Source organism: Paraburkholderia dioscoreae (assembly GCF_902459535.1).
In the GTDB taxonomy this organism is placed as follows: domain Bacteria; phylum Pseudomonadota; class Gammaproteobacteria; order Burkholderiales; family Burkholderiaceae; genus Paraburkholderia; species Paraburkholderia dioscoreae.
The window spans coordinates 2111411-2124140 of record NZ_LR699554.1 but is presented as its reverse complement, the minus strand read 5'-3'; the positions used below and the strand labels follow the sequence as shown (position 1 = coordinate 2124140).

Genomic DNA, 12730 nt, shown 5'->3' with positions numbered 1-12730 from the left:
AAGACATCAGTTGACCGACGGCGGCATGTCTTTGTAGGTCGCGCCCAGCCACTTCTGCTGGAGCTGGTACATCTCGCCGCTCTTACGCAGTTCGAGTAGCGCGGCATCGACCATTTTCAGCACGTCGCTGTTGCCCTTCTTTACCGCCCACGCGATATAGGTCGGTTTGCCGATTGCCTGGCCGACAACAAAGGTATCCGGCCGCGTCTTCACGAGCGAGTTCAGGCTGATCTGCGTGTTGGCCACGGCATCGACGCGTCCGAGACCCAGATCCTGATACGCCTCCGGATAAGACTGATACTCGACAATCTGCTTGAGGCCGTTGCCGCCATGCTTCTTCTTCAGTTCCTCGTTGAAGAGCTTGAGGTCCGCGAGCATCGCACTGCCGGTTTCCGCGCCGACCACCTTGCCGACGAGGTCGTCCGGACTCTTGATCGTCGAGCCCTTCTTCACCGCGTAGAACGTGACGGCTTCGCACGTCGGCGATGCGAAATCGAAAGTCTTCTTGCGTTCGTCCGTGACGAGCACGGCGGTCAGCGCCATGTCGTACTTGCCCGTCGTCACGCCGGGAAGAATGCCGGACCAGGGCATGACCTGCTGCTTCACGTCGACGCCGATTTTCTTGCGCACGAGCGCGAGCAGGTCGTTGTCGTAGCCGGTGTTCTTGCCGTCGGCGACGAATTCGAACGGGGTGTAGTCGTCCTCGGTCGCGACGCTCAGATAGCCGCGTGCCTTGATTTCCTCGGCGCTCGCCGCATGCGCGGCATGGCTTACGCTGACGGCGGCGACGAGCGCGAATGCGCACGTGCGCAGGAACGTGACGACGCCGCGCTGCTTCGACTGGCCCAAATCGCTGCGGTTGAGACGGACTGACATGAAAAGCCCCCCCTTCGTGGTGGTTACGTCGGCGCACAACGCTTCGAATGCGCGCGATCGATGGATGACGGTTGTCGAATCGAAAATTCGTTTGGGTACTGACGATTCGTCTTTCGAATACGCAAGGGGTATGCCAACGACCTGCGTGGTCGCAGGTCGTTGATTGATGGGAAGAGCAGAGCGCGGAATATCGGCGATAAAAAAGCGGGGTGCACCACATATGTTTTAAAAGCGATTGAATCGTGCATTGACGCACCGACTTGCGGCATACCTCGGAATTGTGCGCCGTGGCGATTGCCGGGTGCGTGGCCAGCGGGCCCGACCTTATTTCGGCGACGCTTCTAAGCGTCCGCATGAATACGCTGTATGCTGATGATCGTCGCGCGTGAGGCGTGAATCACCCGTATCTATCGCAAGAGGAACCCTTTGTTCATGGACGCGCCAACGACTCGCACAAGCGCAGACCAACCCGAACTCGTACCGGACCCGGTGCTCGCATGGCGCAACACAGCGCTCAATGAGCGGCCGGGTTTCCTCATACGGCGGTTGCATCAGATTCACGTTGCGCTGTTCATGGAGGAATGCGCACCCGAAGGCATCACGCCGGTGCAGTACAGCATTCTCACGGCGCTCGAACAACTGGGGCCTTCGGAGCAGGTTGTTCTTTCGCGGGCGGTGGGACTCGATCGCGCGAATACGGCCGACGTGATTACCCGTCTTGGGCAGCGGCGTTTTGTGCAGAGCCGCGTATCGCGCGCGGATCGGCGCAAGAAGGTCGCGGAATTGACGGAAGTCGGGCATGCGCTGCTGGGCCGTCTCGAATCGCGCGTGGCCCGTGCGCACGAACGAACCATTGCCGCGTTGCCGCCCGATGAGCGCGCGACATTCCTCCGGCATTTGCTGCTGCTGGTAGATACGAACAACGAACTCAGTCGCACTCCCGTAACGCGCACACTCAACGGTTCTGATGGAACGGTCAAGGACGGGGTGATTGAAGCGTAGGGTGGCCATCATCGCGAGCGCGTCATCGAAGGGTTCGATCATTGCGGCCATAGCGCGAAGCGGGTGGTAGGCCGGCCGCGCTGCCATGAGCGGCGTTGCAATGGCTTCAATGGATCGCGTGGGACCGTGCGCCGAAACAGAGTCGCCGTCCGTTGCCAGTTTGGCAGCCCGTCACATGCCATCAAAGAATATGGCGTAAGCTGAGCGCCTGACCGGTGGGTAGCGTGGGCGGCAAATCTGCGAACCGGGTTCGATCGACTCGCGTTCGTCTCTTTCACGGAGGAGCAAAGCAATGCGAACGATGAAGGCAGTGCAGGTGGCGCAGGCTGGCGGACCCCTGGAACTCGTCGAACGGGACGTGCCGGAACCGGGTGCCGGACAGGTGCTCATCAAGATCCAGGCGTGCGGTATCTGCCACAGTGACGTGTTGACAAAAGAAGGGCAGTGGCCGGGCCTGGAATATCCGCGGGTGCCCGGGCACGAAATTGCGGGCGTAATCGATACGGTCGGCGCGGGCGTCGAAGGATGGCAGGCGGGACAGCGCGTCGGCGTCGGCTGGCACGGCGGACATTGCGGGCACTGCGAGCATTGCCGCCGCGGCGATTTTGTTCTGTGCCAGCGCGCGCTCGTGCCCGGCATCAGCTACGACGGCGGCTATGCCGAGTTCATGCTGGCGCCCGTCGAAGCACTGGCGCGCATTCCCGACGATCTCGCCGATGTCGATGCCGCTCCGCTTCTATGCGCAGGCATCACGACATTCAACGCGCTGCGCAATAGCGGCGCGCGGGCCGGCGATGTGGTCGCCATTCTGGGCATTGGCGGGCTCGGCCATCTCGGCGTGCAGTTCGCGCGAAAGATGGGTTTCGTCACCGTAGCGATAGCGCGCGGGCAGGACAAGGCAAGTCTTGCGAAACAACTCGGCGCCCATCACTACATCGACAGCACGGCGGCGAACGTGGCGCAAGCGTTGCAGGCGCTCGGCGGCGCTCGCGTCATTCTCGCCACCGTCACCAGCGGCAAAGCGATGAGCGCCGTAGTGGGCGGCCTGGGGCTGAACGGCAAGCTGATCATGGTGGGACTCTCGGACGAGCCCGTCGAAGTGCCGATCGCGCAGTTCATCATGGGACGAAATTCGGTGCAGGGCTGGCCGTCGGGCACGTCGGCGGATTCTCAGGACACGCTCGCGTTCAGCGCGCTCTCGGGAATCAAACCGATGATCGAAGAATTCCCACTGACGAAAGCGGCCGAAGCCTACGACCGGATGATGAGCGGCGCCGCGCGGTTCAGGGTCGTGCTCAACACGGGGCGGTAAGAGTACGGCGGGCGACCGGACGGACCGAGGCCTTCACGTCGGCGCGCTCGACGCGCCGACTGTCCCGCGTCGTGTTGGAAAACCCGTGAGAAAGTCTGCGGCGAAGCGGGAAACATGCGGCTAGAATGCCTGCCGATACCGCTCCATTCCCGATTACCGAATCCATGTCCCCACGTCCCCGGCGTTCCTCGTCCCCTGCCTCCGAAACACCCATTCAACCCGCAAGCGAAGGCGATTCGATCAGCGTCGAAGAGCGTATCTATACGTCGATCACCACGGCGTTATTGCAGGGGCGGCTGCGGCCCGGCGCGCAACTGGTCGAGCGGGATCTCGCCGCCGCCTTCGGTTGCACGCGCGGCGCGCTGCGCAAGGTGCTGGCGCGGCTTGGCTTCGAAGGCAAGCTCGTGCTGGCGGCGAATCGCGGTGCGTTCGTGCCGTCGCCGTCGGAGGAGGACATTCGCCAGGTGTATCGCGCGCGGCAGATCGTCGAGGCGGGTATCGTCGCCGCCTTGTGCGGGGCGTTGAGCGCGCAGCACAAGCGGCGCCTGCGCGCGCACGTGCGCAGCGAAGAGAAGGCGTTAAGCGCGGGGGCGGTCGAAGATTCCGTGCGTCTTGCCGGCCAGTTTCATGTGCTGCTGACAGAGTTGGCGGGCGGCACGGAGTTGCTCGGGCTAGTCGGGCAACTGGTCGCCAAAACCGAGCTGTATAAAGCGTTGTTCGACCCGTCGAAGGGTTCCTCCTGCTCCGCGGACGAACACACGCATATCATCGACGCGCTGGACGCGGGCAACCTGGACGCGGCGTTGACGGCCATGCGTGAACATCTGGCGGAACTGGAGGAGCGGGTGGTCGAGCAGGTGCGCAAGAGCGCCGCCACAGAAGATCTCGGGGCGGTGTTCGGCCTTCATGCGCGTATGTAGAGGAAAACGAGAACGGCTGTGAAACGCCCGCCGGCAGCAGAAAGCGCCAGAGGCTGAAGAAAATGGGCAAAAACAGGCTGCAACGAAGCGACGCCGCAGCGCGCCGCTCAGGCTCGAGTCGACGAATCAAGCCGGAGAAGGCGCGCGAATGGCTTCGCGTACAACTCAATCGCAATGGAGCACGCCTCAACCGTGCGGAGCGCGGTCAGCGTGCCGCCGGCCTTAACGGCGGCGGAATTGCGAATTGCGAGCACCGCCGCCACCGGTGGCGCGCTCGTCTTTATGACGGAAATTGATCCGGCCTTTGGTCAGGTCGTAGACCGACAGTTCCAGCGTCACGCGGTCGCCCGCGAGAATACGGATATGGTTCTTGCGCATGCGCCCGGACGCGTAAGCGCCAACCACGACGCCGTTGTCGAGCGTCACGCGGTAACGGCTATCCGGAAGTACTTCGTCGACGATACCGTCAAGTTCAAGCAGTTCTTCTTTCGCCATGCATAACTCCTGGTCGATGGGATAAGGGGTGTTGGTCGCCCACGCCGGGCAGCACAACATCAGATTGGGGCGATAGCGGGTTTTTCGAGCCCACTGTCCTGCGGCATCAGCCTATGCGCTGATAGTACCGCTCAAAGATCGGCGACGGACTGGCCGTCTACACGGCCGTCGATCAATTGCTCGGCGTGGGCCATGCACGCAATGCGCGCCTTGCCCGTGCCGTCGAACGGAAACAGATACTGCAGGCGGAACACACGGCCGTCGGCGGCCGGATTGGCGCCCACGCGGCAGATGCGCACCGACGCGTCGTAGCCGGCGTCCGGATTGCGGCTCGTCTGACCGTCCGCCGGGCGGCGCGGATAGACGAGCGGGTGAATTTCGTAACCCTTGTACGTCTTGACAGCTGAATTCATGAAGCACGTGTCCTGTATTACGTGGCCGCCGTGTCACGCGTGTTACGCGCGGCAAGACGGGCCGGGTAGCGCAGCACCTTGGGGCGCGCCGCCATGGAAAAAGGTTGGCACAGGCCCGATGACAAGGACTTGAGCGCGGCCGCGTAAAATCGCGGATTCGATGGAGAGAAAACACGCTGACGTCGCGCGGACATCGGGCGGTAAATGAACCCTCAGCTGCACAACTCGCGACGGCGAATGCATGCGGCGCATTGCCGGAGTGACGGGACCGCCAACAGACGGCGGTCGAACAGCCGGGGGTGGTGCGAAGATGCCGGTTTGAGCCTGCCCGGTGTTACTTGCGGTTCTATCCGCAATGTTGCCTGATTGTTGCCCGGTAACGCCGGAACTACGAATGCGGGATACAGCTATTCCAATATGATGCACTAAATAGGGCTAATTGGATAGCAAAAAGTTCCGCGCAGGGCCGAACCGCCCAGCCGGCGGGGTTTCGCGCGCGACGCAGCGGTCGCGGACGGCGTGCCTCGCCACGAGCGGCACGCCGGGTGAGGGAGGGCGCCGTCGCGGCGCGGGCGCTGGACGATCAACCGGCTCGTGCTTCAGCGGGGCGTTTCGGCGACGCGCTTCTGCAACTCGCGCGATGCCGCGAGCGGAATGCGGGCGTCATCCCAGCCGGCCAGCCATTCGACTTCTTTCGACGTGAAAATCTGCCCGTGATTGCGCAGCGTGTACTGCAGCGAATCGATGATGTGATTGCGGATGATTTCGGGCGTGCCTTCGTCATCGAGCACGGCGCGAAACGCTTCGAGCGTAGCCATCTGTTGCTCCGTGAAATAGATGCTTCTTTTATCGCACGAAAAAAAATCTCTCGCCAAGCGGACAAAATTCGCCGTGCGATAAAGCGCCGGCGTGCGCCTATGGTTTTTTTGAGGGCGTGATCGGCGCCGTGATCGCCGCGGCCGGGCCGGGTGGCTACAATGGCGAGTTGCCGCGTCCTTCGATCACTGCGATTTCCCCATGCGCAACCCAAACGTGTCTCCCGTGAAAGACCTGCTGCTCGAGCGCTACGCTCCCATCGCCGACGGCATCGCGGCGCTGTTCTATCCGTGCGCCGAGGTGGTGATTCACGACCTGCGCGATCAAACCATCGCGTACCTCGTGAACAACCTGTCGAAGCTCGAAGTCGGCGGGCCGTCCGTGCTGGACGAAGTCCATTACGCGGCGCGCGGCCAGACCATCGGCCCGTACGAAAAGCTCAACTGGGACGGCCGGCGCATGCGTTGCGTGAGCAACATCCTGTTCGACGACGACGGCAAGCCGGCCGGCATGCTGTGCATCAACTTCAATATCGCGGTGTTCGAAGATGTGCGCTCCACACTCGATCTGTTCATCAAAGGCGGCAATCTGACGGACGCTCCCGCGGAGGATCTGTTCCGCGACGACTGGCAGGACCGCATCAATACGTATTTGCACACATGGCTGCGCGAACGGCAGATCGGCATCAATGCGCTCACGCGCGAACACAAGCGGGAGATCGTCGAGGCGCTGCACGCACAAGGCGCGTTTCGCGGCCGCAGTTCCGCGAACTACGTGGCCGCCGTGCTGACAATGGGACGCGCCACCGTCTACAAGATTTTGAAGCAGATGAAAGAGGGCGGTTGACGCTTCGACCGTTGCCGCGCGAAGGCACTGCGTTTTTCAATTCAGGGGATGCGAATGGTGCGCTACAGGCACTACAAAGGCGGGATTTACGAACTGGTTTGCGAGGCCACGCTCGAATCGGATCCGACCGTCACGATGATCGTGTACAAAGCCGGCAATGGTACGATCTGGACGCGTCCGGCTTCGGTGTTTTTCGAGCTGATCGAGGTGGACGGCGCCAAAGTGCCGCGCTTCGCACCGATCAACCAGGCACTACCAACAACAGGAATCTGAATGCGTCTACTGCTTGCCATCATTCTGCCGTGGTTTCAGTTTTTCACGATTGGCCGTCCGTTTGCCGGCATCATCTGCCTGATTCTGCAGATCACGCTGATCGGCTGGATTCCGGCCGCGATCTGGTCGGTGTACGCGCTGAGCCAGTACAACACCGACAGGAAAATCGCCCGGGCAATGGGTAACGGGCGTTAAGGCTCGCGATGAGCTGCGTGCGTGCGCCGTACGTGTGCCCCTGAGCCACGAGGGCGCCGCACTTCACATGGGCGGCGGCAGTTCGACCGCATCCGGTACTTCGATCACCACGTCGGATTCCGCGATCGCCACGCACGGCAGAATATAGCCTTCCTGTTTTTCTTCGCGGCTGAGCCCCGGCCACTCGATCGAGTAGCGCACGCGTCCCGCAGTCATTTTGCAGATACACGTGCGACACGTTCCATTACGGCACGAGCGCGGCAAGCGCAGATTCGCAAAGTCGGCGGCTTCGAGAATCGTGAGCGAATCGGGCGCTTCAAAGCTCCGGCCGAGTGGTTCGACGCGAACGAGAGGCGGGCGGATAGAGTCGGACATCGTGCAAGTCTGTGACGGGTTGCGCCACACTTTACACGTTGCCGCTTCAATGCGTCGTGCCGCCGCGTCGCAAGTACCGGTACACCGTGTTGCGCGCCAATCCCAACTCGCGCGCCGCCGCCGACACATTGCCGTCGAGTCGTTCGAGCGTTTGCGCAATCAACGTGGCCTGCCACGCCTCCATCTTGCCGGACGGCGGTTGCCCTTGCGGTTGCCTTGGAGTTTGCCCTTGCGTTTGGGCCGCGGCGCGGGTCTCGTCGTCCACTCCTGAACCTGCACGTGCCGACGGCGATTGCACGCTTTGCTCCGCCGCCGCGTCGACGCAATCCTGCAGGAAGTCGTCGGGTAAATCGTCGAGTTCGATCTGCTGCGCACCTTCGGCCATGATGCTCGCGGTGCGCAACACGTTGGCCAGCTGCCGCAGATTGCCCGGCCAGCGGCATTGCGCAAATCGTTCGAGCACCTCGGCCGATACGCGGCGCGGCAGTCGCTCGCCGTCGGGCTGCAATGCCAGCATGCGCGTGACGAGCGCGTGCAGATCGGTGCGCTCGCGCAGCGCCGGCAAGGTCACGACGAGTCCATTGATCCGGTAATACAGATCTTCGCGGAAGGTGCCGTCTTCGATCATCGCGCGCAGGTTGCGGTGGGTCGCGCAGACAATGCGCAGATCCACCGGGATCGCCCGGGTTGCGCCGAGCGGCACGACGGTGCGCTCCTGCAGAACGCGCATCAAACGCACCTGCTGGGCGAGCGGCATGTCGCCGATTTCGTCGAGGAACAGCGTGCCGCCGTCGGCTTGCACGATCTTGCCGACGCTGCCGCGTTTTTTTGCGCCGGTGAATGCGCCGTCTTCGTAACCGAACAACTCCGCTTCGATCAGCGTATCGGGCAACGAGGCGCAATTCAGCGCGATGAAAGGCGCGGCCCGTCGCGGCGAATCGTGATGGATGGCGCGCGCGAGCCACTCCTTGCCGGTGCCTGTCTTGCCGAGCACGAGAATCGGAATATCGCGGCCGCGCAGTTTGGCGACACGCCGCAGGATCGCGGCGACCTGCGCGTCGCCGGTGTCGAGCGTTTCAAGCGTGGCGAGCGGCGCAGGCTCGGCGGTGCGCGGCGTATGACGCGCGCCGCCCGACAGCGGCGCGCGCGACGTGTCGAGGCTTTCGGCCGGACCGACATATCGCGGCGCGGTGTATTCGCCGCGCGCCACCACGCGCACGCCGCTCGGCAGCGTCAGCAGAATGGTCTCGCCGGGCGCGCGCGCGATCTGCTGCAACACCTTGGCGAAGGCGATCCCGAACAGCGCATCGAAGGGTTGCCGTTGCAGTTCGGCCAGCGGCTGCCCGAATTGAAACAGCGCGCTGCGGTTGGCCGATAAAAACGTGCCGTCCGGCGCGAACGCCGCGAGCCCTTCGAACAGCGTGCCGATGAATTCGGAGCGCGCGTGAAAATGAACGCGAATCGCGTCGACGAATTGATTGGAGAACAGATGATTTTCGATCATCTGCGCCGACATCCTGACGAGCGCGAGCGTGTGCTTATGAAAGCCGCGCGTATCGCCGCTTACGTCGAGTGCGCCGACAGTGCGCCCGAACGGATCCGCAATTGGCGCGCACGAGCAGGTGAGAATACGGTTGGCGTGCAGGAAGTGTTCTCCCGCGTGCACGACGGTTGGCTGCCCGTCCACGAGCGCGGTGCCGATCGCGTTGGTGCCGCGATCCGCCTCGGCCCACGAAACGCCCGTACACAGCGCGACGCGATTGGCTTTTTCGACGAAGTCGCTGTCGCCGAGACTGTGCAGGATCACGCCGTGATTGTCGGTGAGCAGCACCATGCTTTGCGTATCGACGATCTGCGCATGCAGCGTTTCCATGACGGGAAGCGCATGCGTATAAAGCGACTGATTGCGATCGACGAGCTCACGCAGCGCGGGCCGGCGCAGCGGATGGAAGTCCGGCGTTTCCGACGCGCGCAGACCGAGCTCGAGCGAGCGGGCGTGAGCCTGCGCGATGACATCGGGCCGACCGACGGCGGGTGGCGTGGCAGAACGTTGGGTCAAGGCATGTCTCCGGTGAAACGGACACGGCGGGTACGTTGCCCTCCGCTCGATGCCGCAGCGCAACATGCGCGTACACGGCCAACACTGATATTACAGGACGAAACGCGCAGCGCACGGCAGGGAAAAAACGGAGGCGGCGCGCGCGGTGTGCCTCAAAAAACCGCGCAGGGCACCAAAATCAGGCAAACCAGAAGGAAAACTTGCGCCGCGCCCGAACTCGTCTAAAGTGAATCAAATCACCTCCGCGGGCTGCGAACTACAGCGTTGCCGCCGCGAGGTGACGAGCCCGCGTCGTCAGCATTGGACAAGGAGGTTGGCGCTAGAGACGCGACCAGACGCAACCGGCGTGCGCATTACCAGGCTACACCATGCGCAGCACCTACCTTCCAGGTGAACTCCCATGCAGATCCTTTTCCCGAATGAAACCCCTGAATATTCAGGTCGCGAACTTACCTTGGCGTTCCCGGCGATGGTCGATGGGCAGAGGGTGGAGTGCATGATCACCGCGGAGGCGCTGGAAGACCACTTCGGCGCCGCATCGCCGCGTCTGGAGGACATGGTGGGCGCATTCGATACCCACCGCGCCCGGATCGAAGCCGCCACGCGGCGTTTGCTATCGGAAACGCGGGCGCAATGTCTCGTGCTCAGAAGCGGCTATGTGCGCTTCTACGAGGCGAACTGGCGCAATTGACCGTGGGCGGGTCCGGCGCTAGCCAACGCCGGAGCAGGAAGCAGCAGGACTGCCGCGCAAGAATCAGAAACTGAGGAAACCCACGCGCGGCATCAATCGATCATTCAGACTGTCCGCGGCCATGCGTGCCGCAGGCGCAGAAACGCAAAACGCAAAGCGCGCGTATGCAGGCGCGCTCAAATCATCCGCTGCAGCGTCCGGTCCTTGAAGACCACGTGATGCGCGAGCGCCGCCAGCGCGTGCAGGCCGATCACCCAATAGAACGCATTGCCGAGCCATTCATGCGCGCTCTTGAGCAATGGCCGCGCGACTGGATCGGCGCCGACCAGCGTGTAATTGATGTTGGCCCACGCGAGCGTGACCGGATGGCCGCCGGTGTTGATCGTCAGGATGCCGAGCAACGGCTGCGCGAAGATGAAAACGTATAGGGCGAGATGCGCGGCGCGCGCGAGAAATGCGAGCAGCCGGTTGCCTTCGACTTCGGCGGGGGCGCCCGCCCACAATCGCCACAGCAGACGCAAACAGGCCAGCCCCAGCACCAGCGTGCCGCACCAGAAATGCACGCTACTCCAGAGCGCGCGGCTGTCGCTGCCTTTGGGCCCGCGAATCTCGATCGCCAGATAAGCGAGCGCGATCAGCAGAAAAATGGCCCAGTGGAAGAAAATGGCGGGCGGCGTGTAGCGCTCCGAGGCGCGGCTGTAAGGCATGTAGGGGGCTCCCGTGACCTGGTCGATCGTTTTTATCAATCGTCAGATGATAAACGGTGCCCGACCCGAATGGGCACCGTCAATAAATCGGGATTGATCCAGGGCCAGGCGCGTCCCATGAGCACCCGGCGCGGTGCCTCGCTGTGCCCTATTCGCTGCCGAGATAGAAATAGCGGAACAGGAAAATCGCCGCGATGATCCACACCACCAGCTTCACCTGGCGCGCCTGGCCGGTGAGCAGTTTCAGGCCCGCATATGAGATGAAGCCGAACGCGACGCCATTGGCAATCGAATAGGTAAAGGGCATCAGAAGCGCCGTAAGCGCGGCCGGCACCACTTCGGTGGCGTCGTCCCACGGCAGGTCGAGCATTTCGCGCAGCATCAGGCACGACACATACAGCAGCGCCGGTGCCGTCGCGTAGCCGGGCACCACGCCCGCCAGCGGCGCGAAAAAGAGCGCCGCGAGGAACAGCACGGCCACGGTGATGGCGGTCACGCCCGTGCGTCCGCCTGCCTGCACGCCCGACGCGCTTTCGATGTACGCGGTAGTCGACGAGGTTCCCAGCATCGAGCCGGCCAGAATGGCCGTGCTGTCGGCGAGCAGCGCGCGGTTCAGCCGGTGCATCTTGCCTTCCACCAGCAGTCCGGCGCGATGGGCCACGCCCATCAGCGTGCCGGTCGCGTCGAACAGTTCGACGAGGAAGAACACGAGGATCACGTTCAGCACACCGCCCGACAACGCGCCGCGAATGTCGAGCTGGAACAGCGTCGGCGCGATGGACGGCGGCGCGGAGACGATGCCGTGGAACTGATTGCCGCCGAAGAAAAAGCTCAGCACCGTTACGCCGACAATGCCGATCAGGATCGCGCCTCGCACCCGCAAATGGTCCAGCGTGACGATCGCGAAAAAGCCGATCACCGCGAGAACCACATGCGGGTTGTGCAGGTCGCCGAGCGTTACGAGCGTGGCCGGATTGCCGACCACCACGCCAGCCGACTTCAGCGAAATGATCGCGAGAAAAAGGCCGATACCGCCGGTGATGGCAATGCGTATCGAATGCGGAATGCCGTTGACGATCACTTCGCGCACGCGGAACAGCGTGACGATCAAAAACAGGCAGCCGGAGATGAACACCGCGCCGAGCGCGGCCTGCCAGGTGAAGCCCATGCCCTTGACGACGGTGTACGCGAAGTACGCGTTCAGGCCCATGCCCGGCGCGAGCGCGATCGGATAGTTCGCGTACAGGCCCATGATCAGCGAGGCCAGCGCGGCCACGATGCAGGTCGCGACGAACACCGCGTCCTTCGGCATGCCGGCGTCGCCCAGAATCGCCGGGTTGACGAAGATGATGTAAGCCATCGTCAGGAAGGTGGTCACCCCGGCGAGCACTTCGGTGCGCAGGTTGGTGCCGGCGGCTTCGAAGCCGAAGTAGCGTTTTATGGAGTCCATGAGGCGGGTCTCTCGTCGTTCAGAAAGCGTTCTTGTGGTTGGAGCGGTGCATGCGCCGCGTCGCCGGCGCTACGGCCGGATTGTAGTCAGGATTGGCGGTGGCGTGCCGCATTGTGTGGGCGAGCCGCTGCGTAAAGCTCATGCGACGGGCGGTTCGCCTGGGAGACTGTGGCGCCGGCGCATCAAACGGTGGCCATTGCCGCGCCGGCATGTCCTCGATCACGACCGGTCACGCGTCGGCGTCGAGCCGGGTTGGCGTGGTTCGGACGCCGGCTGCAGGGTTCATCGAATGAGCGGGAC

The 12730-nt window shown here is 63.1% G+C and carries 15 protein-coding genes; 7 read left to right on the top strand and 8 right to left on the bottom strand.

Annotated features, from left to right (window positions below; translation table 11 throughout):
• Nucleotides 1–6 precede the first annotated feature (6 nt).
• Nucleotides 7–876 (bottom strand): transporter substrate-binding domain-containing protein, encoded by an 870-nt coding sequence (locus PDMSB3_RS29685; RefSeq protein WP_007177614.1) that lies wholly within the window; start codon nucleotides 874–876, stop codon nucleotides 7–9.
• 432 nt (nucleotides 877–1308) lie between these two features.
• Here PDMSB3_RS29685 and PDMSB3_RS29680 point away from each other — a divergent pair, with 432 nt between their 5' ends.
• The 3 genes from PDMSB3_RS29680 to PDMSB3_RS29670 all read left to right on the top strand — a co-directional run bounded on the left by PDMSB3_RS29680 (nucleotide 1309) and on the right by PDMSB3_RS29670 (nucleotide 4110).
• The gene (locus PDMSB3_RS29680) at nucleotides 1309–1878 is read left to right on the top strand and encodes a MarR family winged helix-turn-helix transcriptional regulator (protein WP_007177613.1); all 570 of its coding nucleotides are present in this window, start codon (nucleotides 1309–1311) and stop codon (nucleotides 1876–1878) included.
• A 292-nt stretch (nucleotides 1879–2170) separates the two neighbouring features.
• The gene (locus PDMSB3_RS29675; RefSeq protein ID WP_007177612.1) at nucleotides 2171–3190 is read left to right on the top strand and encodes an alcohol dehydrogenase; all 1020 of its coding nucleotides are present in this window, start codon (nucleotides 2171–2173) and stop codon (nucleotides 3188–3190) included.
• Nucleotides 3191–3354: 164 nt separating this feature from the next.
• Complete coding sequence (locus tag PDMSB3_RS29670) at nucleotides 3355–4110, top strand: GntR family transcriptional regulator (RefSeq protein ID WP_197740286.1); 756 nt, start codon at nucleotides 3355–3357, stop codon at nucleotides 4108–4110.
• 222 nt (nucleotides 4111–4332) lie between these two features.
• Here the strand turns inward: PDMSB3_RS29670 and infA are convergent, their stop codons facing one another.
• The 3 genes from infA to PDMSB3_RS29655 all read right to left on the bottom strand — a co-directional run bounded on the left by infA (nucleotide 4333) and on the right by PDMSB3_RS29655 (nucleotide 5836).
• Entirely contained in the window at nucleotides 4333–4605 is a 273-nt protein-coding gene (infA, locus tag PDMSB3_RS29665) for a translation initiation factor IF-1 (protein WP_007177610.1), read from the bottom strand.
• A 131-nt stretch (nucleotides 4606–4736) separates the two neighbouring features.
• Nucleotides 4737–5018, bottom strand: a complete 282-nt coding sequence (locus tag PDMSB3_RS29660; RefSeq protein WP_007177609.1) for a hypothetical protein — start codon at nucleotides 5016–5018, stop codon at nucleotides 4737–4739.
• A 599-nt stretch (nucleotides 5019–5617) separates the two neighbouring features.
• On the bottom strand, nucleotides 5618–5836 hold the full coding sequence (locus PDMSB3_RS29655; protein ID WP_007177608.1) for a hypothetical protein: 219 nt from the start codon (nucleotides 5834–5836) through the stop codon (nucleotides 5618–5620).
• A 199-nt stretch (nucleotides 5837–6035) separates the two neighbouring features.
• Between PDMSB3_RS29655 and PDMSB3_RS29650 the strand changes: the two genes are divergently transcribed.
• The 3 genes from PDMSB3_RS29650 to PDMSB3_RS29640 are packed head-to-tail and all read left to right on the top strand — an operon-like array spanning nucleotide 6036 to nucleotide 7148.
• Nucleotides 6036–6680 carry a helix-turn-helix transcriptional regulator gene (locus PDMSB3_RS29650; RefSeq protein ID WP_007177607.1) on the top strand — a complete coding sequence of 215 codons (645 nt, stop codon included), beginning with the start codon at nucleotides 6036–6038 and terminating at the stop codon, nucleotides 6678–6680.
• Between the two features lie 54 nt (nucleotides 6681–6734).
• Nucleotides 6735–6953, top strand: coding sequence for a DUF1653 domain-containing protein (locus tag PDMSB3_RS29645; RefSeq protein WP_007177606.1), 219 nt, complete (start codon nucleotides 6735–6737; stop codon nucleotides 6951–6953).
• Nucleotides 6954–7148: a YqaE/Pmp3 family membrane protein gene (locus PDMSB3_RS29640; RefSeq protein WP_007177605.1), complete on the top strand. Its 195-nt coding sequence runs from the start codon at nucleotides 6954–6956 to the stop codon at nucleotides 7146–7148. It abuts the gene before it with no gap.
• 63 nt (nucleotides 7149–7211) lie between these two features.
• Here the strand turns inward: PDMSB3_RS29640 and PDMSB3_RS29635 are convergent, their stop codons facing one another.
• The gene (locus PDMSB3_RS29635) at nucleotides 7212–7523 is read right to left on the bottom strand and encodes a 2Fe-2S iron-sulfur cluster-binding protein (RefSeq protein WP_007177604.1); all 312 of its coding nucleotides are present in this window, start codon (nucleotides 7521–7523) and stop codon (nucleotides 7212–7214) included.
• A 46-nt stretch (nucleotides 7524–7569) separates the two neighbouring features.
• Nucleotides 7570–9582 carry a sigma-54-dependent Fis family transcriptional regulator gene (locus PDMSB3_RS29630; protein ID WP_007177603.1) on the bottom strand — a complete coding sequence of 671 codons (2013 nt, stop codon included), beginning with the start codon at nucleotides 9580–9582 and terminating at the stop codon, nucleotides 7570–7572.
• 400 nt (nucleotides 9583–9982) lie between these two features.
• On the opposite strand from PDMSB3_RS29630, the gene PDMSB3_RS29625 reads away from it, so the two are divergent.
• Nucleotides 9983–10273 (top strand): DUF1488 family protein, encoded by a 291-nt coding sequence (locus PDMSB3_RS29625; RefSeq protein WP_007177602.1) that lies wholly within the window; start codon nucleotides 9983–9985, stop codon nucleotides 10271–10273.
• Between the two features lie 176 nt (nucleotides 10274–10449).
• Here the strand turns inward: PDMSB3_RS29625 and PDMSB3_RS29620 are convergent, their stop codons facing one another.
• Both PDMSB3_RS29620 and PDMSB3_RS29615 read right to left on the bottom strand, forming a co-directional pair.
• Complete coding sequence (locus PDMSB3_RS29620) at nucleotides 10450–10980, bottom strand: cytochrome b (RefSeq protein ID WP_165188586.1); 531 nt, start codon at nucleotides 10978–10980, stop codon at nucleotides 10450–10452.
• A 148-nt stretch (nucleotides 10981–11128) separates the two neighbouring features.
• On the bottom strand, nucleotides 11129–12430 hold the full coding sequence (locus PDMSB3_RS29615) for an NCS2 family permease (protein ID WP_165188584.1): 1302 nt from the start codon (nucleotides 12428–12430) through the stop codon (nucleotides 11129–11131).
• Nucleotides 12431–12730 lie beyond the last annotated feature (300 nt).